The sequence below is a fragment of the Anabaena sp. PCC 7938 genome (assembly GCF_049315035.1).
Lineage (GTDB): Bacteria > Cyanobacteriota > Cyanobacteriia > Cyanobacteriales > Nostocaceae > Anabaena > Anabaena cylindrica.
The window spans coordinates 2327549-2351517 of record NZ_CP186034.1 but is presented as its reverse complement, the minus strand read 5'-3'; the positions used below and the strand labels follow the sequence as shown (position 1 = coordinate 2351517).

Annotated in this window: 16 protein-coding genes; 9 read left to right on the top strand and 7 right to left on the bottom strand. The window is 38.7% G+C overall.

Annotated features, from left to right (window positions below):
• Nucleotides 1-8: 8 nt before the first annotated feature.
• On the bottom strand, nucleotides 9-1694 hold the full coding sequence (locus ACOWPH_RS10820; RefSeq protein ID WP_015215394.1) for an MBL fold metallo-hydrolase: 1686 nt from the start codon (nucleotides 1692-1694) through the stop codon (nucleotides 9-11).
• Between the two features lie 869 nt (nucleotides 1695-2563).
• On the opposite strand from ACOWPH_RS10820, the gene ACOWPH_RS10815 reads away from it, so the two are divergent.
• The 3 genes from ACOWPH_RS10815 to ychF are packed head-to-tail and all read left to right on the top strand — an operon-like array spanning nucleotide 2564 to nucleotide 9232.
• Nucleotides 2564-7978: a trifunctional serine/threonine-protein kinase/ATP-binding protein/sensor histidine kinase gene (locus ACOWPH_RS10815; protein WP_015215392.1), complete on the top strand. Its 5415-nt coding sequence runs from the start codon at nucleotides 2564-2566 to the stop codon at nucleotides 7976-7978.
• Nucleotides 7959-8102, top strand: coding sequence for a hypothetical protein (locus tag ACOWPH_RS10810; RefSeq protein WP_171815796.1), 144 nt, complete (start codon nucleotides 7959-7961; stop codon nucleotides 8100-8102). The genes ACOWPH_RS10815 and ACOWPH_RS10810 overlap by 20 nt, the downstream gene beginning before the upstream one ends.
• 38 nt (nucleotides 8103-8140) lie before the next feature.
• Complete coding sequence (ychF, locus tag ACOWPH_RS10805) at nucleotides 8141-9232, top strand: redox-regulated ATPase YchF (protein WP_015215391.1); 1092 nt, start codon at nucleotides 8141-8143, stop codon at nucleotides 9230-9232.
• A 288-nt stretch (nucleotides 9233-9520) separates the two neighbouring features.
• Here the strand turns inward: ychF and ACOWPH_RS10800 are convergent, their stop codons facing one another.
• The 3 genes from ACOWPH_RS10800 to ACOWPH_RS10790 form a co-directional block, all read right to left on the bottom strand.
• The gene (locus ACOWPH_RS10800) at nucleotides 9521-10429 is read right to left on the bottom strand and encodes a hypothetical protein (RefSeq protein ID WP_015215390.1); all 909 of its coding nucleotides are present in this window, start codon (nucleotides 10427-10429) and stop codon (nucleotides 9521-9523) included.
• Between the two features lie 30 nt (nucleotides 10430-10459).
• Nucleotides 10460-11635 (bottom strand): DNA double-strand break repair nuclease NurA, encoded by a 1176-nt coding sequence (locus tag ACOWPH_RS10795; protein WP_015215389.1) that lies wholly within the window; start codon nucleotides 11633-11635, stop codon nucleotides 10460-10462.
• Nucleotides 11636-11790: 155 nt separating this feature from the next.
• The gene (locus tag ACOWPH_RS10790) at nucleotides 11791-12576 is read right to left on the bottom strand and encodes an HAD family hydrolase (RefSeq protein ID WP_015215388.1); all 786 of its coding nucleotides are present in this window, start codon (nucleotides 12574-12576) and stop codon (nucleotides 11791-11793) included.
• 216 nt (nucleotides 12577-12792) lie between these two features.
• On the opposite strand from ACOWPH_RS10790, the gene ACOWPH_RS10785 reads away from it, so the two are divergent.
• From ACOWPH_RS10785 to ACOWPH_RS10775, 3 genes are all read left to right on the top strand, one after another.
• Nucleotides 12793-15015 (top strand): ATP-binding protein, encoded by a 2223-nt coding sequence (locus ACOWPH_RS10785; RefSeq protein WP_042465114.1) that lies wholly within the window; start codon nucleotides 12793-12795, stop codon nucleotides 15013-15015.
• A 402-nt stretch (nucleotides 15016-15417) separates the two neighbouring features.
• Nucleotides 15418-16101: a hypothetical protein gene (locus ACOWPH_RS10780; RefSeq protein WP_015215386.1), complete on the top strand. Its 684-nt coding sequence runs from the start codon at nucleotides 15418-15420 to the stop codon at nucleotides 16099-16101.
• 32 nt (nucleotides 16102-16133) lie between these two features.
• Complete coding sequence (locus ACOWPH_RS10775; protein WP_422665721.1) at nucleotides 16134-17411, top strand: cytochrome P450; 1278 nt, start codon at nucleotides 16134-16136, stop codon at nucleotides 17409-17411.
• 262 nt (nucleotides 17412-17673) lie between these two features.
• Here ACOWPH_RS10775 and aroB read toward each other — a convergent pair whose 3' ends face one another.
• Nucleotides 17674-18771: a 3-dehydroquinate synthase gene (gene aroB, locus ACOWPH_RS10770; protein WP_015215384.1), complete on the bottom strand. Its 1098-nt coding sequence runs from the start codon at nucleotides 18769-18771 to the stop codon at nucleotides 17674-17676.
• Between the two features lie 195 nt (nucleotides 18772-18966).
• On the opposite strand from aroB, the gene petL reads away from it, so the two are divergent.
• Nucleotides 18967-19059, top strand: a complete 93-nt coding sequence (petL, locus tag ACOWPH_RS10765) for a cytochrome b6-f complex subunit PetL (RefSeq protein ID WP_015215383.1) — start codon at nucleotides 18967-18969, stop codon at nucleotides 19057-19059.
• Nucleotides 19060-19131: 72 nt separating this feature from the next.
• Here petL and bioB read toward each other — a convergent pair whose 3' ends face one another.
• The gene (gene bioB / locus ACOWPH_RS10760; protein WP_015215382.1) at nucleotides 19132-20136 is read right to left on the bottom strand and encodes a biotin synthase BioB; all 1005 of its coding nucleotides are present in this window, start codon (nucleotides 20134-20136) and stop codon (nucleotides 19132-19134) included.
• Between the two features lie 148 nt (nucleotides 20137-20284).
• On the opposite strand from bioB, the gene ACOWPH_RS10755 reads away from it, so the two are divergent.
• Nucleotides 20285-20851, top strand: a complete 567-nt coding sequence (locus ACOWPH_RS10755) for a GNAT family N-acetyltransferase (RefSeq protein ID WP_015215381.1) — start codon at nucleotides 20285-20287, stop codon at nucleotides 20849-20851.
• Between the two features lie 112 nt (nucleotides 20852-20963).
• Complete coding sequence (locus ACOWPH_RS10750) at nucleotides 20964-22415, top strand: protein adenylyltransferase SelO (protein WP_015215380.1); 1452 nt, start codon at nucleotides 20964-20966, stop codon at nucleotides 22413-22415.
• Nucleotides 22416-22582: 167 nt separating this feature from the next.
• Here ACOWPH_RS10750 and ACOWPH_RS10745 read toward each other — a convergent pair whose 3' ends face one another.
• The gene (locus ACOWPH_RS10745) at nucleotides 22583-23575 is read right to left on the bottom strand and encodes a diguanylate cyclase domain-containing protein (RefSeq protein ID WP_015215379.1); all 993 of its coding nucleotides are present in this window, start codon (nucleotides 23573-23575) and stop codon (nucleotides 22583-22585) included.
• Between the last annotated feature and the right edge of the window lie 394 nt (nucleotides 23576-23969).

The window sequence follows — 23969 nt, the reverse complement described above, 5'->3', positions numbered from 1 at the left end:
TTCAGGATTCATGATTCAGATAAGCTCTCAAAGGCAGGGCAGTAACCTTCAAGGGTAACTTTGAAGTTATATAACGGGGCGGCGGGATTCCAACACCGTTGCCCTCTTTGGTATCGGCAAGTTCCACAACATTCTAAATCAGACAAAGCATAGCGATGCCTACGACGGTCTGCATCAACGCTATTTTGGTTGAGTAGTTCTCGTTGTGACAATCCCCGTAATACTATTTCTTCCCCCTGCCAACGGGCTTCTATTAAACCAGTATCAGCAAATTGCTGCCAACGAGGATCATCTGTAATCGTATCTGGGAGGGTGATGGTAATTACAGCTTCTAGCTCTGTCAACTCACCTTCATAATTAGTTTCGGGTGCAGAAGGTTGTAAAAATGTTTCGCCAATTGGTAATTCTACCAAAATGCCAGCTGCGGGAGAATGAACATGATAACGATTTTGTAACTCTTCTAAACCAGTTAGGTCAGCTAAGTAAGCAGGTGAACCGTGGACAAAAACGACGTGCTGGGGTCGTAAATTGTGAATTAGCTGTGTTGTCCCAGGGCCATCACTATGTTGAGCCAAAAGATAACAATCAACAGTGGTTTTTGCTAAATATTCTTGATTAACTTTGATATCAATTTTTTCTGGTAAGAGAATTAGCCAAGGGCCAGTATTAGGTTGACAATATTTACTCAAATCCGCTGTAGAGTCAGTAAGAACAATACAGGGGGAACTACCCAAAGTAGCCAAATCTTCCACTTTTAACCGCCGTACACGGGGGCGCACTCGTTCATCCCAAAATAGAGGTTGATGGCGGGCAAAGTTCTGGACTGAGGAAGGAAGATGGGATAAAAGTTCTAAATAAGCATCACAACCAGTAGCAACAGCACCATCAACCCAAATGTCTAAATCTTTACCGGTAAAATGGTGATGAGAGCGTAACAGCATCAACAATTCTTGACCTAACCCTAAAGCGGGGGTGGGTAAAATCACAGAACAATGATCAGTGATGGCTCGATTAATTCTTTCTGCTAATTGATTTTCTTGGTTGCGTCGGTGGGGATGACGGGATGTGCCATAATTACCTTCAATTAACAGCACATCTATATTTAAACCCCGTAATTCCTCTAAACGTAACCCTTCGACTAATCTGGAATTGGATAAGAAGAAATCACCAGTATAAAGTAACTTGTAATCACGGTCTTGGGTATGGTAGGTGAGGAGAATAGCCACAGCCCCTGGTAAATGACCTGCGGGAAATAGTTCTACTACAAGATTTTCTTGAATTTCTATAGGCGATTGTAATGGCAGAGCCTGACATAATAAAGGAATTTCTTGGGGATCTTGTTCTGGCCAATTTAGTGGTAGTAACTTGCTAGTCACCTCACTAGCATAGATAGGTAACAGCGGAAAAGCTTGATTGAGAGCCAACAAACCTCTAGCATGATCTGGATGAGCATGACTAATCAATACTAAATCTGCTGGTAATGGTGAATTACCCCTCTGTGCTGATTTAGTAATTCCCTTCGACAGGGATGAGATATCCACCAAGCCACAATCTAACAAAATCCGGTGTGGCCCCATTCGCACTAGTAGACATACACCTTCATCTTGATGCTGAACACTATAGGGTAAGCATTCTAATTCATTAGCTGTTTCCCCAGCATCAGGGCCAGAGGATACCGACAGATCATTCCTCATGCTCTCCTGCTCCATAAAACTAATCCAACACCGGAATTATCCAGACATTGAGGTTTATTTCCTGCTTCTTCCGGGACTGTCGGTATTTAACCCCGTCCACAGGCAGACACGACTAAGCCAGCCGCCTTTGATAGATTAATTGCGGCATATAGTCTTTATATAGACTAGCACCGCAAATAAGATAGTTGTATACTCACGCTATCTGAGTAACGGCATTGAGTGTTGATTTCCACAGGAAAACCCTTGACTTAAGCCACAGTTAAATTTTTTATTACGGGGTTTGGCTGGATTGTGATCATCGCTGATATCAATGTGCAGAACCGTTGCCATGATAGTTATCTGAATCATAAAATCCATTTTTTGTGCCGAAAAACAAGCACGCAAAGGTAAATACAACTGTTAATCCTACTAAAATCAGCTTGACATCCATCTGTTTACCATCCTTGATTCAAGACCTTTTTATATTAATAGTGTGATTCTGTCTTGATGTGGAATCACTAGGAAATCTTTACTATGCTTGGGGAAATTGGGCAACAAGTATAATTACCTCATTAATTTAGATTCTAAACTTTTTTCACCTGACCTGTCCAATTTAAAGGAGATGAGTCCTGAGTAGAGCTTTTGTGTAGTCAGCGATTCTTAGCATTTTTTTTTACAGTGTAGCTTGTATTGATTGCCTAACAAGGCTTCTAAGGATGCCTACGTCGTACCTTTTCGAGGAAGCAAGCGTTCCGTGGAGCGTCTCCCAAAGAGCGATAGAAGAGGACTGGTAGAAAACTTTATCCTAATTGAGATTTTGAGGTGAGTGATCCATTATTTCCTCCATCATTTGGGAATAATAAAGTTTCATACCTCAAGGATGTAGTTATATGACTATTACTCAAATTGATATTTCCGGATATCAGATTAACGAAGAACTATACCAAGGTTCTAGAACTGTTGTTTATCAAGGAGTTAGAGTCATTGACTCCTTACCAGTAGTGATTAAGCTGCTGAAAAATCCTTCCCCCACTTTCAATGAGTTGGTGCAGTTTCGCAATCAGTACACCATTGCCAAAAATCTCCACCAACCTGAAATTATTCAAACTTATAGTTTAGAAGCATACAACAATAGTTATGCTTTAGTGATGGAAGACTTTGGGGGAGTATCTCTCAAGGAATGGATACAGAAATATGAGAAAACACTATCTCTGAGTAATTTCTTGCACGTAGCTATATCTTTATGTAACATCTTAGATATTATTTACCGTCACCGCATTATTCATAAAGATATAAAACCAGCCAATATTTTAATTAATCCTGAAACTAAACAAGTTAAATTAATTGATTTTAGTATTTCTTCTCTGCTGCCACGAGAAACGCAAAGTTTAATCAGTGCCAATGTTTTAGAAGGAACTCTAGCTTATATTTCCCCCGAACAAACTGGACGGATGAATCGGTGTATTGAATACCGTACAGATTTCTATTCTTTGGGTGTAACATTTTATGAGCTACTGACAGGAGAATTACCATTTCAGTCAGAAGATGCGATGGAATTGGTACATTGTCAAATTGCAAAAGCCGCACCCTTAATACAGGAAATAAATCCCGCCATTCCATCTGTATTATCAGAAATTGTCAAAAAATTGATGGCGAAAAATACAGAAGGCCGCTATCAAAGTGCATTAGGGCTGAAGTATGATTTAGAAAATTGTCTTCTGCTACTGAAGAATACAGGAACAATTACAGACTTTCCAATTGCACAAAGGGATTTGTGCGATCGCTTTATTATTCCTGACAAGCTTTATGGACGGGAAACTGAAGTAGAAACACTAATCCAAGCATTTGAGCGTGTCAGTGTCGGCATAACCGAAATGATGCTGATAGCAGGGTTCTCTGGGATTGGGAAAACTGCGGTTGTTAATGAAGTTCACAAACCAATTGTGAGACAACATGGTTATTTTATTAAAGGTAAATATGACCAATTTAATCGCAATATTCCCTTTTCAGCATTTGTCCAAGCTTTCCGGGATTTAATGGGGCAATTGTTGACAGAAAGTGATGCTCAAATTCAAATATGGAAAAGTAAGATTTTAGCGGCTGTAGGTGAGAATGGACAGGTAATTCTTGAGGTCATTCCTGAATTAGAAAAAATTATTGGTCAACAACCACCAGCAATCAAACTATCAGGAACTGCTGCCCAAAATAGATTTAATTTATTATTCCATAATTTTGTCCAGGTATTCACTACTAAGGAACATCCTTTAGTGATGTTTTTAGATGATTTACAGTGGGCAGATTTGGCATCTCTGAAGCTGATAGAGTTGCTGATGAGTGAATCAGCCGGAGGATATTTATTATTAATTGGTGCTTATCGAGATAATGAAGTTGCAGCTGCCCATCCTTTGATGTTCAGTTTGGAAGAAATTAGGAAAGCTCAAGCCACAGTCAATACTATTACCCTTGCTCCCCTTAGTAACTCTAGTTTAAATCAATTGGTGGCAGATACGCTGAGTTGTTCAGCAGAAATTGCCCAACCATTAACAGAATTAGTTTATCAAAAAACTCAGGGAAATCCATTTTTTAGTACGCAGTTTTTGAAAGCGCTCTATGAAGATGGAATCATTAAATTTGATTGGGAAGGGGGAAATTGGCAGTGTAATATTGTTGCAGTGAAGGAGTTATCGCTCTCCGATGATGTTGTTGAATTTATGGCATTGCAGTTACAGAAATTGCCAGAGAAAACACAGGAAATTTTAAAGTTTGCAGCGTGTATTGGTAATCAATTTGACCTCGTGACATTGGCGATTATTTGGGAAAAATCGGAAACTGAAACCGCTACAGTCCTATGGAAAGCATTACAAGAAGGACTGATTTTACCCCAGAGTGAAGTTTATAAATTTTATGTGGGGAGGGAAGTAGAGGATGGGTTAAAAGGTTCACAGATTGTCACCTACAAATTTCTCCACGATCGCGTTCAGCAAGCCGCATACTCATTGATTCCCCAAGAGCAAAAGCAGTATACACATTACCGAATTGGTCAATTGTTGCTGCAAGGTTTATCCCAGCCGGAACAAGCAGAACGCATTTTTGACATTGTGAACCAACTCAACATGGGGCAAGCTGTTATTGCTACCACTGAGCAAAAGCAAGAACTGGCTGATCTGAATTTAAAAGCTGGACAAAAAGCTAAACTCTCAGCAGCCTATCAAGCGGCTCAGGACTATTGCACTATTGGGATGGCTTTATTATCTCCAGATGCTTGGCATGAAAATTATACACTCATGTACAATTTGCATCGTGATGGTTCCGAAGCGGCTTATCTTTGTAGTAACTTTGACCAAGCCGAAGTTTTGTATGGGGAGACACTCAAATATGCTCAAACTTCCCTGGACAAAGCCATAATTTATCGGGTGCAGATGACCCAGTACCAGCTTCAGGGACGAAATGCTGAAGCGATCGCTATTCAACGTCAAAGTTTACAGCTGCTGGGGTGGACAATGCCCACAGAACCGGAGATGATCCAAGCTAGTTTAGATGCAGAAATCGCCACAGTTCAGCAATTTCTCAAGCAAGATAGCATTAAATCAATTCTCGCAGCCCCCAAAATGACAGATACCAGCATTGCAGAAATATTGCGAATTTTACAAATTCTGTTTTATGCTGCATGGCTCGATGGTCAACCGACTTTAGCATTACTCGCACTCGCTAAAATGACCACGCTGTCATTACAGTATGGTAATAGCGATATGTCTCCCTTTGGCTATGTCGGCTATGGCTTAATTGCTAATGGTGTCCTCAAAGATTGCGCTACTGCTTATCAGTTTGGGGAAATGGCAGTACAGCTTTGTGAACAGTTTGACAATGCTGATGTGCGCGGTATGACTAACTTCCTCTTTGCTGCTGATGTGCATAGCTGGAATCGTCCCATTCGGGAGGCGGATACATACTATAACAACGCTTACAAATACGGGATGGAAGCTGGAAACTGGCTGACAGTAGGCTTTATGATGATGCAGAGTGGTTCTGATCGCCTGACCTATGGTAAAAACTTAGATGATTTGTATGCGATCGCTCAAAACCACGCAGCTTTTCTGGATCAAATCAAAAGCTTAGATAACCTGAATGCCTTAACCGTTGGAGTAATTCAACCAATACGCCAACTTTTGGGTTTAACCAAAACGCCCTTTACCTTTGATGATGACAGCTTTAGTGAAGCCCAGTATTTGCAAAAATACGTCAATGCTCCCTATCATTTGGCTTGGTTATATTCTGTCAAAATTCGCCATGCCTATTTATTTGATCATCAAGCTGCATACCCTGATTTAATCCCCCAACTGAGCATCATTGAAAATACAATTTCCAGTCATGCAAAAGTCCCCTCCAGCGTTTTTTATGTGGCATTAATGCATCTCGCTTTGGCTGAAGCTGCTTCCGAAGATTCTGAGCGTCATCACCATTTACAAGCACTCATCCCTCTAGAAGAACGCTTGAATATGTGGGCAAAAGCTTGTCCTAAAAATCTTCTGCACAAATGTCTACTCATCCAAGCAGAAAAAGCCAGACTAAACAAACAAAAAACCGCAGCAATTGAACTTTATGATCAAGCAATTACCCAAGCTAAAGCAAATGAGTATGGCTACGAAGAAGGGTTAGCCAATGAACTAGCAACTAAATTCTACCTTGACTGGGGCAAAGAAAAAGTTGCCGCAGCTTATATGCAGGAAGCATACTATTGCTACGCCCGTTGGGGTGCAAAAGCCAAAAACGATAACTTAGAAAAACGTTATCCTCAACTGCTGCAACCCATCCTGCAACAACAAAAAATTGGTTTCAATTCCCTAGAAACCATAGCTAATATTGTCAGTACCTCAACTTCCTCATCTACTTCCAGTTTGAGAACTAGTATTTCAGATGTACTAGATTTGGCTTCAGCCCTCAAAGCAGCTCAAGCGATTTCCAGTTCTCTGGAATTAAAGGAACTTATCGCCCACCTGACTCGTATTATCTTAGAAAACTCTGGAGCGGAAAAATCTGTAGTCATTCTTCCTCAAGATGATGAATGGCAAGTGCGTGCAATTACTTTTATCGATCACCAGTCAAATTCCCAGAGTAATATTAAAACCATTCTTGATTTACAACTACTAGATACTTGTGAATATATCCCTAAAAAAATTATCAATTACGTTAAAAATACCCAAGAAACCGTAATTATAGACAATTGCCAAACAGATATTCCTGGTGTGATTGGGAAATATATGCTGCAATATCAACCCCAAAGTGTATTATGCACACCAATTATTAAGCAAGGGCATTTGTTAGGAATTATATATCTAGAAAACAAGTTAACAAGGGGGGTGTTTTCTAATGAACGACTACAGATCATCAAACTGCTTTCCTCCCAAGCAGCAATATCTCTAGAAAATTCTCAGCTTTACCAACAAGCGCAAGAAGCTCTACAAGATTTACAAGCAGCACAATTACAAATTGTGCAAAGTGAAAAAATGTCTGCATTAGGTAACTTAGTTGCTGGAGTAGCCCATGAAATGAATAATCCTTTGGGCTTTATTTCTGCTACTCTTGAACAAGCTAAACCCAGCTTGGATGATATTTTTGAACATTTAAAACTATATCAAGAAAGCTTTCCTGATCCAGGTGAAATAATTATTGACCATGCCGAGAAAATTGACTTAGATTATAGCTTGGAAGACTTACCCAAGATGATTAACTCAATGACAGTAGCCTGCGATCGTCTCTGCAACATTAGCACCAGCTTAAGAACTTTCTCCCGCATGGATAAAGATTACAAAGTCCCTTTTAATATCCATGAAGGTATTGATAGCACAATTTTAATTCTCAAGCATCGCCTAAAAGCTAGTCAACAACATCCAGAGATTGAAGTAACTACAAATTATGGTGATCTATCTCTAGTGGAATGCTTCCCTGGCCAATTAAACCAGGTATTTATGAATATTCTAGCAAATGCCATTGATGCTTTAGAAGAATCAAATACTGGGCGGAGTTTTAGTGACATGAAAGCAAGTCCCAACTGCATTACAATTACAACATCAATGGAAAATCACCAAGCCAAGATTCAGATTGCTGATAATGGTAACGGCATGAGCGAAGAAATTAAAAACAAGATTTTTGAGCATTTATTTACTACCAAAGCCGTAAGTAAAGGTACAGGCTTAGGATTAGCGATCGCACGTCAAATTGTTACCGAAACTCATAATGGCAAGTTGAGTTGTAATTCTATTCTGGGTAAGGGGACAGAATTTGTGATTGAAATTCCACTCTCATGAACTACCCCAAGCTACTAGGACAGATTTAGATTTCTGTTTTCTACCCGAATCAGCACCAGTTTCTGCTAAAATTCCTCAAGCGGTTCCCGGAAAAATTCCCCAAACCATTCCTCAACCTGTTTGAACTATCTTGGTAATTGAAACCAACATCCAAAATCTAAAATGCTAAGAGCCGGAATTGTCGGACTTCCCAACGTCGGAAAATCAACCTTATTTAACGCTGTAGTGGCTAATGCTAAAGCCGAAGCAGCTAATTTCCCATTCTGCACTATTGAACCGAATGTTGGCATTGTCTCAGTACCAGATGACCGGTTAAACGTTCTCGCCAAAATTGCCACGTCAGTACAAACTGTCCCGGCGCGGGTGGAGTTTGTAGATATTGCCGGTTTGGTGAAAGGTGCAAGTCAGGGTGAAGGGCTGGGTAATCAATTTTTATCGCATATTCGAGAAGTTGATGCGATCGTTCATGTTGTGCGTTGTTTTGAAAATGATGATATCATTCACGTTGCTGGTTCTGTTGACCCAGCGAGAGATATTGAAATCATTAATTTAGAATTAGGTTTATCTGATTTATTCCAAATTGAACGCCGTATTGACAGAACTCGCAAACTAGCACGCACTAGTAAAGATGCACAATTTGAAATTGCTGTCTTGGAAAAATTAGCTGCGGCTTTAAATGAAGGTAAATCTGTTCGTCAAGTAAGTTTGAATGAAGAAGAAGCTGAAATTATTAAAGGCTTAGGACTTCTGACCAATAAACCAATTATCTATGCTGCTAATGTGTCTGAAGATGATTTAGCAACAGGTAATGATTTTGTGGAAAGAGTACAAGAAGTTGCGGCTCAAGAAAATGCCCAAGTTGTAATTGTTTCTGCTCAAGTGGAAGCAGAACTTGTGGAATTACCAGAAGCAGATAAAGCTGATTTTTTGGAATCCTTGGGTGTGAAAGAAGGCGGTTTAAAATCTTTAATTCGTGCAACTTACACCCTGTTAGGTTTGCGGACTTATTTTACCTGTGGTCCCAAAGAAACCCGTGCTTGGACAATTAATGCCGGAATGTCTGCACCCCAAGCAGCAGGTGTTATTCACTCTGATTTTGAGAGGGGATTTATTCGCGCTGAGACTGTTGCTTATAATGATTTAGTAACACATGGTTCTATGAATGCTGCGAAAGAAAAAGGTTTAGTGAGAAGTGAAGGTAAGGAGTATATTGTGCAAGAAGGAGATGTGTTATTATTCCGGTTTAATGTGTAGCTAAAAATTTCACTCAAAGACTCAAAGACGCAAAGGTAAAATTCATAGTTAACGCTAGTAAGTTTAATTTTTTCTCTGCGTTGCGCCAGTTGCTACAAGTCGGAAAACCCGCCCAACGCACTGGCTTCTCTGTGTCTCTGTGGTTGAAAAAAGAATTTTCACAATTTTGGGAATGTTAATTTTTTAAATATCTTATTTGTAGGATGCTTGATCGGCAAGTTTCAGTGGCTTCAAATCAAAAGGGGTTGAATCCCATGCATGATTTGCTCCTTCTGCCTCCTGCCGCCTTCAAAGTTCACCTACAATATAGGCTGAGGAACCCATATTTTCATCATCTGTTCCTACAATTAGTCCACCGATTGCACCTGGGAGAAGTTCCAGTCCTTCGATTTTGTGGTGATGATTGCGGTAGATAGAGAAAAGTTGCTGATTTTGTCGCCATTCTATTTGATCACCACGTAATGCTAAATAACCGGCAATGTAAACAGCAGATTGAAAAGGCCCATCATCTCCAGAATCGTTAGCTGAGGTGATGTAAACAATGCCGGCTGAGTCTATTTTAAGATCGGAAATATGGCGAACGTTACCACTGGGGAAAGGTACTTTAAAATTAGCTGCACCTATATTAGTAATTTGATATTCAGTTAAATTTAGCTTTCCCCAATAAATTTTGGCTGGTTGTTCACCTTCTCCACGATGTCCCCAAACTGCAATTAATTGATTATCAATTTTTTGTAAACAAAAGGATTCAAAATTACTATCTTTGGTAATTTCTGGTAAATCAAATTCTTTGAAAATATAAATATTTTTTTTGCTAACATCTAGCCGGAAATGATAAGCTTTACCTTGACTATTGACAGCAATAAAATCAGAGTTGGTGGTATCTGGAATAGATGTTAATGCCTCTAAATCTATAGGTTGTTTAATATTTTTTTGCCAATTTAAGGGTAAATATTTCGGTTGATTTTTACCGTGAAAACTAATAATTGCTAAACGTCCTTGGTTTGCTTTTTTGTTGTCATGGACAATTAAAAAATCTAGTTGATCATTTTTCTGATTTATCAAAGCCATGCCGCTAATACCAAAGGGAATTCCACCACGCACAGGTATCCAAGTTTGTGCAAAAACCTGTTGAGATATTAATAATAATCCACTCAAAACTACTGTCGTGATCACTAATCTGAGAAATTTTAGCATATTGATTGATCTAAATAGATTTATCATTTATTAAGCAATACTTCCTCGTTTTCTTGCTTCTTTGTAGGAGGTACCAACGTTTTTTATGCCTGCTTTAATCATTTCTCTTTCCAAAAGGGCAAAGAAATGGTTTCTATCACCACCTCTGACTACAGCCTGGTTATGTGCTTCTGCTATGGCGACAGGATAACCGTATCCTTTCTGCACTTGTGCCAACATTAATCCTAGTGCTTGGTCGAGCATAGCAGTGTTTTCTGCTACCCAAATAGGAACTTCTATCCGAGCAATTTCCGCACCTACATTAACGTGACAAAAATAAATGGTTTGGTCTGCGTATAATTCTAAGATTCGGTTATTGCTACGCCAGAGGGGTCCACGTTGTCCTGGTTGGAGTTGGGTTGCCCATAGAGATGTATCACGTAAGGAGTCAAATATTTTACAGGGTACATATTCTAATTGGTTAGGGCAATGAGTGATGCAATCGGGTACTGGATGGGGACAAGCTAATAACCGTAAAAAGTTCATGGAGTCGATATTGCGAGAGGAGCTAAGATAGCCCATGATGGGAATTTGGGCTTGACGCATTTGTTGCCAGGCTTCTAAGATGGGGGGCAAAATGCGATCGCGGGCATCTATCGGTAATTGATCCAAAAACCAGTAAATTAAAGAACCATCTACCATTGCTAAGGCTGGTGCTTCTGTTTTTGCACTACAAGCTAGTTCTGCTAATACCGTAGTTTCTGAAGCAGTACGGCGATGACTCATCCATTCTTCGGTTCTTAAACCCCACTGACGGGCGATATATAGATCTTCTGGGCGATAAAATACCTCTGGTAAACTATCTAGTAAAGGGTGACGATTTTGACCGTAGTGTAAAACAACTCTACCGATATTTAGTAAATAACAATATGCAATTTCGTGATGATTAGGGGCAATTTGCGAACCATCTGTAGCGATGACGGTATGAACTTTAGGGGGGATAGAGATATCAATACAGGTTTCTAGGGGTTCAATTGGTGTAGCATTGGCAAAGAGAATGCGATCGCGCCATTTTTCTTGACGTTCAATTAACTCTTGTTGACATTTAAACGCTTGTTTTAAATTTTGTTTTGCCAATTCCAACCGCCGATTGCTTTCAGCAACTTCTGAGGAAAGATGCTGACTCAATCCTTGCATTTGTCGCGCTAATTTTGTTAAATCAAGCATAAAAATAAATACTAAATATGTGTGATTCTAACCATTAACACAATAACAATAACTGATGATTTTAATTATTTAATTTTCACTCTGTGGAAGCTGGATTGGTTTATGTAGCCCCAGACTTTTAGTCTGAGGGCATATTTCACAACAGATTGAATCTATCAAATCCACTTAGAGAAATCTTGAGAAAACTGAGAAAGTGATATTACCTGAATACGTGAATCATCTGCTCCTGCTTCCCTTTCTGGTTGAGTATTATAACCCCAATCGGCTAAGAAAAGTTGAACATGGGCTAAGTCTGATTGTTTTTGGACTAATTGTAATGTTTTCAGTCTATCTTCAACAAACCACAAACTCGCTGGTTTGGTATTTGCTTTCTCAATTAATTCCCGTAAAGTTTCATATTTTGGTCGTTTTACTTCCTTCCCAAAAATGGATGCAGGTTGTAAATCAACTCCTTCTCTTTGTAATAATTGCTTGACAAAACGACCTTCCTTAGTAGTGACAATGTATAAATTCACTCCGCTAACAAGAGTCATTTTTAGTCTTTCTATCACCCCTGGATAGAATTTATGCAAACTTAACCAACCATCTAAATCTGTAGCTATCCATTCATCTCGCAAGGTGTCAAGTTTTTTGGCAACTTCTTTTGCATCTAAGTTATCTGCGCCTAAAATCTGAGGAGTAATATTTGCCCATTTTTGCAAAATTTTATCATCAGAAAAACCCTCAATTAAGGCTTTAATTAAAACAGGCATTTCCCAACCGGTTTCAATTACAGGACGCAAGCGATAGAATCTTAAAGCTAAATCATCCGGTGGTGTGTCGTTAGCAGATGACCAAATTTGACAGTAGGTACGCCACGCTACCTCAAAATATTCAATTAGTCCATCGCAAATCACTCCATCAAAATCTAAGGCTAATATCGTAGGACTATTTGCTGTCATTGTTTTGAGGACGAAAACTGCTTTTTTTTAGCTTATCGTATTCTTTATACAAAATTAGGTATGCAAGCTAACATAGGCAGTGCTGCCAAAAACACAAGTTACTTTAAATAAGTAAAAATGCTTATTTTTCTTTATATTAGTAAACTAGTTGAGAAATATGGGAAAACTAAGCTTGCCGGCTGCTTTACTCCGTATAAAAGTATAAAAAAACGTAGTATGAGAAATTTTTTCAAAATTACAAGTCATGTCAATATTTCATTACGTTTCCTGTTAATTGTCCCCTTTCTCATTCAAATTTCGGTGACTGTGGGTTTAGTTGGGTATCTCTCCTACCAAAATGGGCAGAAAACAGTCAATGAGTTAGTAACTCAAATTATGGACAAAACCAGTAACGTAGTAAATCAACATTTGAATAACTACTTGGCAGTTCCAAATCAACTAAATCAGATGAATGCTGATGCGGTTGAAACAGGAATGTTGAATTTACAAAACCTGGAAGTTGGAGGACGATATTTCTGGAAACAGATGCAGCTTCATGAAAATTTAGGCTATAACGGCTACATTTTAGCTACTGGTAAAGGGGCTGGCGCTGGTAACTATGCCAACAAAAAACTAAAGACATTAGAAATATTTCCGAAGGTGGTTAAGGGAGTATCAACAATTTATTCCTATGCTACGGATAATCAAGGTAATAAAACAACGCTACTCAATACTTATAATTACAACGGCTTAGAACAACCTTGGTATACAGAGACCGTAAAAGCTGGTAAACCGATTTGGAGCGGTGTTCATCCTTGGACTGGTGCTTTTAACTCTGATTCTATTGCAGCATCGGCAAATTATCCTATTTATGACAAAAGTGGTAAATTATTTGCTGTCTTTGGAGTTGATTTACTGCTTTCTAATATCAGTAATTTTCTAGAAAAGATTCACGTTAGTAACAATGGCGTTATTTTTATAATTGAGCGTAATGGTCTATTAATTGCCGATTCTAGTTCTACAAAGCCTTACAAAATCGTCAATAATGCTCAAACTAAGCGGATCACTGCAACTGATAGTACTAGCCCCCTAATTCGAGCAACTGCCCAGTATTTACAGCAAAAACCGGGTAATTTGCAGCTGATTCAAGACCCACAACAGTTGAGATTTAATTTTCAGGGTAATAACCAATTTGTCAAAGTCACTCCTTGGCGTGACCAGTTGGGTTTGGACTGGTTGGTTGTCTTGGCCGTTCCCGAATCGGATTTTATGGGGCAAATTCAAGACAACACACGTAACACAATCTTTTTGTGTCTGGCGACTTTGGTGGTGGCATCTCTTATGGGTATTTATACATCTAGTTGGATTACTAAACCCATTTTAGATTTGAGTCAAGCAAGTCGAGTAATTGCTGATGGCGATTTCAACAAATCGGTAGAGCTAAAAGGTATTAATGAATTAGAAATACTTGGCCAGTCTTTTAACCATATGGCTAGACAACTACAAGAATCTTTTACCGCTTTAGAAACTGCTAACCAAAACTTAGAACAGTCTAATACTGAACTAGAACAACGGGTAGAAGCACGAACACTTGAACTGCAAGCAACAATTCAAGAATTACACCACACTCAAACTCAGATGGTGCAGAGTGAAAAAATGTCTGCCCTCGGTCAAATGGTGGCGGGTGTAGCTCATGAAATCAACAATCCTGTCAATTTCATTCATGGCAATCTTAGCCATATTGAACAGTACACTGAGGATTTGTTGTCTTTAGCACAATTGTATCAAAATTACTTACCTGAACCACCTGTAGAAATTACAGAGAAACTAAATGAAATTGATTTTGGATTTTTGGAAGAGGACTTAGGCAAAATACTCAAGTCAATGGAAATGGGAACGACGCGGATTCAGGAAATTGTGTTGTCATTACGAAATTTTTCGCGTTTAGATGAGGCAGAAGTGAAAGAGGTTGATATTCATGAAGGGATTGATAGTACGTTGGTGATTTTAAATAACCGCCTCAAAGCCAAGTCTGATCGTATGGGCATTGAGGTGATTAAAGAGTACGGAAAGTTGCCTTTGATTGATTGCTACGCAGGTCAACTCAATCAAGTGTTTATGAATATACTGAACAATGCCATTGATGCTCTAGAAGAAAGGGATAAAGTGCGATCGCTAGACGAAATCAATACTCAACCTAGCAAAATCAAGATTTCTACAGCATATCAAGATGGCTGCATTTGTATTCACATCGCAGATAATGGGCTTGGTATCAGAGAAGAAGATAGTTCCAATGTCTTTAATCCATTTTTCACTACCAAACCTGTAGGTAAGGGAACTGGCTTAGGTTTATCCATTAGCTATCACATTATTACCCAAAAACACGGCGGCAAATTTTATTTTCACTCAACCCCTGGAGAAGGAACAGAGTTTGTAATTCAGTTACCTATGGGTACTTAGTGCTGATATTGACGAATGAGGGAATTGCCACTGTAAGCTGTTCCCTCATCTATTCGGTTAATTTTACATAAATTAAAGATGAATTATATTTTGGTTTATCTACTGATAATTACATAATAATACTTAAGCAATTCTGTCTACCTTTTCCCTGAAAATGAGCAATCTTTATGTGAATATACTTAATTCATTTTTAAATTTAGGAACTATTACTGAGAAAAATTCTCTTTAAGATCATTAAATTTACTACCAACACTTAATTTTTAATGGCTCACTCAATGAGGGTCAATAACTTGATATTTAAAATTTACGAGTATTTTTACTGTTTATTATTCATTCTAAATAAAGTTTGATTGAAGTAGGCTATGTCAAGAAAATTGTTCTTTTGTAATAACGAGCTTTATAATGCTATTGCAAGACATCAGAATCCAACCGAATCAAGTTCAAAATCGTGATTATGTTCAAGAAATCAACGATTACGTAGAACATTTATACGGTGAAATTCCCATTTCTCCTTGCCCGTTTACAAAGAAAGAAATAGAAGAACTAGATAGTCACAATGAATTGCTTGTCTACTTGCCTGCCAAGATGTCAATGAAGCAACTTTGCCAACAATTTGGCATCAAAGCAAATGTAGATTTCGAGCATGAAACCATGATCAAAAATACAATGGTTTCTGAAGATCAGTGGTTTGTTACATCTGCATCAAAAACTCCAGAACTTATGTACAAAACTGGAGTAGCTGCAAAACGGATGTATGAAGATGAAGGTCTACACGGAATGGACTTTAGGCGTTATCTAGCCTTTGCTGCTACTTTTAAGTATAAGTTTGGCGTATTCCCAGACCAAACATATTGGACATTTCTCTTGTCGGGAAGTTATGACCGGAGTGGAATCTCTATTGTAGGATTCGATTCCCGAAATGTTCTCAATCATCATGGTTGGATGAAGAATTTCAAAGCCAAGTTTTTAGGTTCAAGATATATAGTCATTGCTCCGAGAGTAGAAATTGTTCCTGAAACGGTAGACCTAACAAGAGCTTATCGAGAAAAAAGAGGTACTGCGGGTAAAGAAGCAGATATGGAATAGAGTCGATTCACTGTAGGAGTAGTTTGTAATCAATGCTGACTGAAATTTTGCAACAAGGGGAAAAGTATGACTTACTTAACCCCTTATTTTTTGCCAACCCTGATGCCACTTTGCATCAAATGCGGACTGAAGATCCGATTTATTGGCATTCTCAATTGGAGTCATGGATTCTCACTCGTTACGTTGATATTTACAATGTCATTCGTGATCCAAGATTTTCTGTAGACAGAGGTGGCAAGATTGGCAAAAGCAAATCTTTAGCAGTAAAAACTAAGCTGGATTTTTGCAATCAATACTTTACTCAGTGGATGGTATTTTCTGATCCTCCTAGACATACACGACTCCGGAATTTAGTGGGTAAGGCATTCACTCCACAGCTAATAGAAAGCTTACATCCTTTGATTCAAAACTTTGCTGATGAATTAATAGATGCTATTCAAGATAGTGGCAAAATGGAAGTAATTCATGATTTTGCTGTTCCTTTACCAGCCCTTGTCACGGCGAAGTTGTTGGGTGTACCACAAGAGGATATCCCACTACTTAAACGCTGGAGTAGCAATATGTTTATGCTATTTGGGGCTGGTTGGGCTAGTGAAGAAGTGGTAGAAACTACTTACCAAAGCTTAGTGGATAGTATTCAATACTTTGATGCTCTGATTGCAGAGTACCGTCAATCTCCTAGTGATAATTTAATTAATCAGTTAATAGCTGCTGAAGATCACGGTAGTGTACTAAGTGATGAAGAACTGACAGCAACCTGTATTACTTTTATGGCAGGTGCATATGAAACTACAACTTATTTGATTAGCAATGGATTGTTGGCGTTGCTACAAAATCCTGAACAGCTACAGATGTTACAAGAGAATCCTCTGTTGATTGATTCGACAGTGGAAGAAATTTTGCGATATTGTGGGCCAGCGTTTAGCGTAGTTCGCCGAGCTATTGCAGATATTGAGATAAATGGTCAGTTAATTACTAATGGGCAGAAAATATATTGCGTTTTACACGCTGCTAATCATGATCCCGCTAAGTTCCCTAACCCAGATAAATTTGAAATAACTCGTAAAGAAAATCGTCATCTTGGCTTAGGACAAGGTATTCATGTTTGTCTAGGTGCAGCTTTGACACGTCTGGAAACAAAAATTGCTATCAATACTATTCTCCAACGCTTGCAAAATATCCGCCTGGACACTGAACAGTTGACTTGGATACCAAATTTGGCAATGCGGGGTTTGGAAGAATTACCTATTGTTTTTTCACTTAAGGGGATTCCAAATAAAACAAATATTCAATTAATTCTTGTGGGGTAGGCCGAAAAGCCTGCCCTTAAACCCGGATGGGCTTCTAGCCCATCCCACAAGATAGGATAATTTATTTCCTGGAAGTCCCTAAATAACCTGGGAAAGCCGTCTTACAAGGACGGGGCTTTAAACCCCCATTTTCGGTAAAAGGCTCTGTGCGGATGTGATATTGGAGGCAGAGCCTCTGTGATAGCATTCCCAGTCTGAGACTGGGAACGAGATCAAAAACTCTGAACTCCTGACTCCGAACTCCTGACTCCTGCTATGTCTTCTAACCTGCCATTTCCTTTAATACTTGCCTAATAATATCCGCTGGTACTTCGTCAGTAACTTTCACTTCACCAATTTGGGTTGGTAACACAAACCGCACTTTACCGGATTTGACTTTTTTATCTAATTGCAAAGCATCAATAATGGTTTCAATATCCAACCCTGCTGGTAATTGTGTCGGTAAACCAGCTTTTTTAATTAAAGCGTTTTGACGTTCTGTGTCTACTTTTTGCCACAGTCCCAATTTTTCGCCAATTTCTCCTGCTGCTACCATACCAATGCCTACAGCTTCCCCATGTTTGAGCAGACGATACTCTGTCAAGCTTTCTACTGCATGACCGATAGTGTGACCATAGTTAAGAATGGCGCGAAGTCCAGATTCTTTTTCATCTTTGCTCACAACATCTGCTTTCGCTTGACAAGAATGGGTTAATATGTAATTTATCAGGTCGGATTTTACATAGCGGAGTTGGTCAAGGTGTTTACTCGCTTCCAATTGGGTAAACAATTCAGCGTCCCAAATTACGCCATACTTGATCACTTCCGCCATTCCCGCTCGAAATTCCCTCGCTGGCAGGGTTTTTAAGACTTCTGGATCAATTAAGACTAGGCGCGGTTGATGGAATGCGCCAATTAAGTTTTTGCCGTGGGGATGATTTACTCCGGTTTTACCACCAATAGCTGAATCTACCATTGCTAAGAGACTGGTAGGTACTTGGACGACGTTAATTCCTCTTAACCATGTAGCGGCTGCAAACCCGGTCATATCACCAACTACACCTCCCCCCAAGGCGACCATTGTGGAGGAGCGTTCTAGGCGGTTTTCGAGGGCGATATCATAGATTTTTTGGATGGAGTTGAGGGTTTTGTAGCGTTCACCTGGTGGGAGGTTGTAGCTGGTGACTTCAAAGCCGGCATTTTGTAAGGATGCGATCGCTCTTTCGCCATAATATTTAAATATCATCGGGTTAGAAACTAGCAAAACTTTCTTGCCTAGATTCAAACTCGCCATCTGTTCACCCAGTTTATCTATACTCCCAGGTGCAACAGCTATTTCATAAGACTTTTCTGGTATATCTACTTTAATTACGGAAGTCATTTTCTAAACCTATTTAGAAGAAGGAGTTAGGAGTCAGGAGTCAGGAGTCAGGAGAATGAAGAAGTATTTTCTATTCACTCAAACCTAAACCGTATACCCTCCTCTTCCCAATCACCTCATGATACCTGTTCCCTGTTCCCTGTTCCCTGTTCCCGTGATTCAATATAAATAAGTAACTAATTTGGAGAAACGCAAATGGCTGTAGTTGAATATATTGTCTTTTTAGGCGTGTTCATGGGTGTAGCTGTTGGTTTACTGTTTGGTCTGCGTTCTGCCAAGATCATTTAACTGTAAGTTATTTAAGCTGAAAAACCCTGTAGGGGCGGGGTTTACCTGCCCTTTGGGGTTTCCCCTATCTGTTTATTTCATCATCACAGCAGCAGGTGTTTTTTCCTGTTTTTGGAATGGTGGACGCATCTCTAAACCCAGCAAATTCAGCATTTCCCGGTCTGCATCATAATCAGGACAGGGAGTTGTCACCGTTAACATTTTGTTATCATCGCTGGAAAAGATGGAATTAGCCCCAGCCATAAAACATAAAGCTTGTTCAATTTGGGAGAGTTTCGCCCTACCTGCACTTAAACGCACATCCGAAGTAGGCATAACAATTCTAGCGGTGGCAATCATCCGTACCACTTCCCAAATCGGAACTTCTGGTTGATTTGCCAAAGGTGTACCCGGTACTTGTGAGAGGATATTAATGGGTACGGATTCTGGGTGTGGTTGTAAATTGGATAGCGTGTACAACATTCCAACACGATCTTCAACGCTTTCACCTAAGCCAAGAATGCCACCAGAACAGACAGTCACATTAGTTTGGCGGACATTTTCAATAGTATGCAAGCGATCGCTATAAGTCCGACTAGTAATCACCGTACTATAATATTCTTCAGAAGTATCCAAATTATGGTTATAAGCATACAATCCCGCATCTTCTAACCGCCTGGCCTGATTTTCTGTCAACATTCCTAAAGTGCAGCATACCTCTAAACCCATAGCCGTGACATCCTGCACCATCTCCAGAACTTCATCAAATTGGGAATTATCCCGCACCTCCCGCCAAGCAGCACCCATACAGACGCGACTCACACCTGTTTCTTTCGCCTTTTTAGCAATGTTAATCACCGTTTCTTTTTCTAACAATGCTTCTGGCTTAACCTCGGTTTTATAGCGAGAAGATTGGGCGCAGTAACTACAATCTTCTGGACAACCACCTGTTTTAATAGAGATAAGCTTACAAACTTGTATTTGTTTTGGGTCATGAAATTGGCGATGTACACTAGCAGCTTGATAAATAAGCTCTAGAAATGGTGTATTGTATATTGCCAAAATCTCCGCTTGCTGCCAATCGTAGCGTATTCCCACCTTCACTATCCTTTTATAGATTGGATTTATCAACAACTGTATTTGTGATTATTAACATAACATTACAGTCAAGTACAGTCGGCACAAAATAAATTTACAACTTCTTCAAGATATTACTAAAATACACAGATTTACTAATTTATAGTATATGCATTTAGACCTGCCATTAATTACAAGCGATCGCCTATTATTACAAGTAGCGATTTTAGAAGATATTCCTCAAATTCTTAACTATTTTACTATTAATAAAAACTATCTTACCCCATTTTCACCAGTTTGGATTGATGGTTTTTTTACAGCAGAATATTGGCAAGATCAGATAGACAAAGATCAGATAGAATTTATTAATGATTACTCATTAAAACTATTTATTTATCCCCAAAATAACCCAGAGAAAATTATTGGTCTTATCAACTTTACCAGTTTTGTGCGGGGAGCCGCCAGTTTTTGTAATGTTGGATATAATCTAGCGGAAAATGCACAAGGTTATGGCTACATGACAGAAGCTTTAAAAGCCGCAACTGAATATGTATTTCAAGAGTTAAAGTTTCACCGCATCATGGCCAATTATATGCCACACAATCGCCGTAGTGGTAACGTGCTAAAAAGACTTGGTTTTGTCATAGAAGGATATGCTAGAGACTATTTATTGATTAACGGTCAATGGGAAGATCATATTCTCACCAGCTTGACTAATCCTAACTGGAAACCATAGCTAAGGAGTCAAAAGGCAGAATGCAGAAATAATTAATTACGAATTACGAATTACGAATTACGAATTATTGCAGATGTAATATTAAGATAAGATCAGTTTAAATTTGCTCATAATGACACCGCCTAAAACTGCAAATCACACAAATTCCATTAATCCTTTTCTCACCCTTAACTACGAAAGCGCCTTAGAATCTCTAGGTGATGACTATTATGACGAAGTTGCAGCAGCAGAATTTCCTCAACATATTCTGCGTTGGCGCAATAATGCACTACTACCCCGTTTAGGACTTGATCCTCAAGCAGTTACAGACGAAGATTTTATTAGCGCTTTTGGCAAATTTGAAGGGCGTAAACCCTTATTAGCACTGCGTTATCACGGTTATCAATTTGGTGAATATAACTCGCGCTTGGGTGACGGTAGAGGCTTTCTTTATGGACAAATACGCGGCACTGATGGCGAATTATACGACCTTGGCACAAAAGGATCTGGAACAACACCCTACTCTCGTGGTGGGGACGGAATGCTCACCCTCAAAGGTGGAGTCAGAGAAGTTCTAGCAGCTGAATTACTACAACGCTTGGGTGTGAGAACCTCCCGCTGTCTGAGTATGATTGAAACAGGTTTAGGTCTTTGGCGTGGAGATGAACCTTCCCCTACTCGCTCATCTGTCATGATACGGATGAGTAAATCTCATATCCGGTTTGGAACTTTTGAACGACTGCACTATTTAAAGCGTCCTGACTTAACTAAAAAACTACTAGATCATGTAATAGAAACTTATTACCAACATCTAAATGCTGAAAATGATAAATATGCCCTATTTTATGCCGAACTAGTGCAGCGAGTAGCAGAACTAGTAGCACAGTGGATGGCTGCTGGCTTTTGTCATGGAGTTTTGAATACTGACAATATGTCGATTACGGGAGAGAGTTTTGACTATGGGCCTTATGCCTTTATTCCTACTTATGATCTCCACTTTACCGCTGCATATTTCGATTATTATAGACGCTATTGTTACGGACAACAACCTAGTATTTGTCACTTGAATTTAGAAATGCTGCAAGAACCTTTAAAAGCAGTAATTGATATCGTTGACTTGCAAACTAGTTTAGCTAGATTTGCAGAATATTATCAGGCAGAATATCGGACTTTAATGTTGAAGAAGTTGGGTTTTGAAAATTGCAAATTTGCTCAAGCTGACGAACTCTTAGCATTAACAATTACCTTTTTACAAGAAAGTCAAATTAGTTATCATCAGTTTTTCTCAGATATGGCCTTTACTTTTTCGAGCAAGTGGCGAGATGAACCTGCATTTGTGATGAATACTTCAGAAATCGTTCCTACCTTGGGATCATCCCCAATTTTTGATAATTGGTGCGTACTTTATCATCAAATTCTCAATCAGTTTGATCCCAATCAAATGGAAAATACTGCCAAAACTCTAGCTAAATATAATCCCGCATCCACCTTGCTAAGACCTGTAATTGAATCAATTTGGGAACCAATCATGCAAGAAGATAATTGGCAACCTTTTTATAATTTAGTTGAGCAATTCCAAGTCTAAAATAGCCATTAATCCATATTTAAAATTGCCTGGAGACTAGAGATTAGGGAACTCCAAAAAATAAATTATTCAATTTCTGGCATCAAAATTACTTTTTCTCCCCCTGCTCCTCTGCCTTCACAACGATGGGATATTTTTTATTTGGAAATCCCTGATCTCTGTCTTGATCATATTATTTTTCGAGCTATAATTAGGTCTCCACCATGAATTTTAGCTTCATCAAGTGCCTTTTCAACCATCTCAATGAATGTATTTGGAAGTACGTTTTGCTTAGGTAATATAGTTGCTAAACCTATACTTAATGTGATGAATTCATCAATTTTAGATTGCGTATGGGGAATTTTGAGATTATATACTTCCTTGCGGATTAACTCTGCTAAATAAACAGCGCCTCCAAATTCTGTATTTGAGAGAATTATAGCGAACTTTTCTTCCTGATAACGAGCTAATAAATCAGTTGAACGCTTCACCGATAATTTAATTGTTTTAGCTATTTGTTGTAAACAACTATCTCCTGATAAATAACCATAAGTATTATTGTAGCTTTTGAAAAAGTCTACATTACATAATAGTAAAGATAGAGGTAAATTTTTGCGGCAAAGTCGTCGCCATTCAAGATTAAAATATTCATCAAATTTCCTCCGATTAGCAATTCCTGTTAATTCATCTACTAAAGTCTCTGCTTTTATAATTTGTTTAGTTTTTCGAGATTCCCAGCTTTCTTGCCATAGTCCTTGATTTTGGTTAATCATTCCCTGGTTCTGTTGCCAAAATAATGATTTATTTTTTATGGGTGCTAAAACTTCTGATTCTTGAAAATTTTTTTCTGTGTAGTCTACTCGTCCAATATTAAATGACATGATTTTTGCTAGAGTTTGCTCTGGAGTACTAATAAATATTATGGGAATATTGGCAGTTTCTATCTGAGTTTTTAATTGCTGATAAACTTCATATCCATTGATTTCAGGTGTATTTATATCAAGTAAAATCAAGTCAGGAAGTTCTTGTTTAGCAACTTGTATAGATGTTTTACCACTTATAGTCTTTTTGACTTTTATTCCATTTAATTGTAAAATATTAGATAGAGTACATTGATTATTTGGATCATTATCAATAATCAAAATAAAATTATAACTCTGACATGATTGATTAAAAAACATAGACATACCTACTTTTATCAAGGAGAAGTAAAGCAACAATTTTCTCTACATGAAATGTGTCAACACTCTCATTTTATGAAGGTATGCTCACTGGCACAGATGAGATACAGCCGATAATTACGGCGAGATGTTGCACCATTTCAGTGCAAAGACCTCCTTCTGATTCAGCAGTATTACCAACACTAAATTGCTGACAACGATAGATAGCCCTGTTTTAACAATCAGTCAAAAGAGTCAAAGAATGAATAGCGGAGTAGAAAGCATCTGGTTTTTGTTATCTAGCCCTGAATATTGAAAATATCTCATTCACAGGTGAAAATTGGGACTATAACCAGAAAAACCGTACATCTTCATAGAGATACTCAGTGTCTTTAGACCAGGGTTACTGATCTGT

Excerpts from the sequence above, each read along its gene's own strand:
- ACOWPH_RS10820 (WP_015215394.1), bottom strand. The coding sequence starts at position 1,694 with ATGAGGAATGATCTGTCGGTATCCTCTGGCCCTGATGCTGGGGAAACA.
- ACOWPH_RS10815 (WP_015215392.1), top strand. The coding sequence starts at position 2,564 with ATGACTATTACTCAAATTGATATTTCCGGATATCAGATTAACGAAGAA.
- ychF (WP_015215391.1), top strand. The coding sequence starts at position 8,141 with ATGCTAAGAGCCGGAATTGTCGGACTTCCCAACGTCGGAAAATCAACC.
- ACOWPH_RS10800 (WP_015215390.1), bottom strand. The coding sequence starts at position 10,429 with ATGCTAAAATTTCTCAGATTAGTGATCACGACAGTAGTTTTGAGTGGA.
- ACOWPH_RS10795 (WP_015215389.1), bottom strand. The coding sequence starts at position 11,635 with ATGCTTGATTTAACAAAATTAGCGCGACAAATGCAAGGATTGAGTCAG.
- ACOWPH_RS10790 (WP_015215388.1), bottom strand. The coding sequence starts at position 12,576 with ATGACAGCAAATAGTCCTACGATATTAGCCTTAGATTTTGATGGAGTG.
- ACOWPH_RS10785 (WP_042465114.1), top strand. The coding sequence starts at position 12,793 with ATGAGAAATTTTTTCAAAATTACAAGTCATGTCAATATTTCATTACGT.
- ACOWPH_RS10780 (WP_015215386.1), top strand. The coding sequence starts at position 15,418 with ATGCTATTGCAAGACATCAGAATCCAACCGAATCAAGTTCAAAATCGT.
- ACOWPH_RS10775 (WP_422665721.1), top strand. The coding sequence starts at position 16,134 with ATGCTGACTGAAATTTTGCAACAAGGGGAAAAGTATGACTTACTTAAC.
- aroB (WP_015215384.1), bottom strand. The coding sequence starts at position 18,771 with ATGACTTCCGTAATTAAAGTAGATATACCAGAAAAGTCTTATGAAATA.
- petL (WP_015215383.1), top strand. The coding sequence starts at position 18,967 with ATGGCTGTAGTTGAATATATTGTCTTTTTAGGCGTGTTCATGGGTGTA.
- ACOWPH_RS10755 (WP_015215381.1), top strand. The coding sequence starts at position 20,285 with ATGCATTTAGACCTGCCATTAATTACAAGCGATCGCCTATTATTACAA.
- ACOWPH_RS10750 (WP_015215380.1), top strand. The coding sequence starts at position 20,964 with ATGACACCGCCTAAAACTGCAAATCACACAAATTCCATTAATCCTTTT.
- ACOWPH_RS10745 (WP_015215379.1), bottom strand. The coding sequence starts at position 23,575 with ATGTTTTTTAATCAATCATGTCAGAGTTATAATTTTATTTTGATTATT.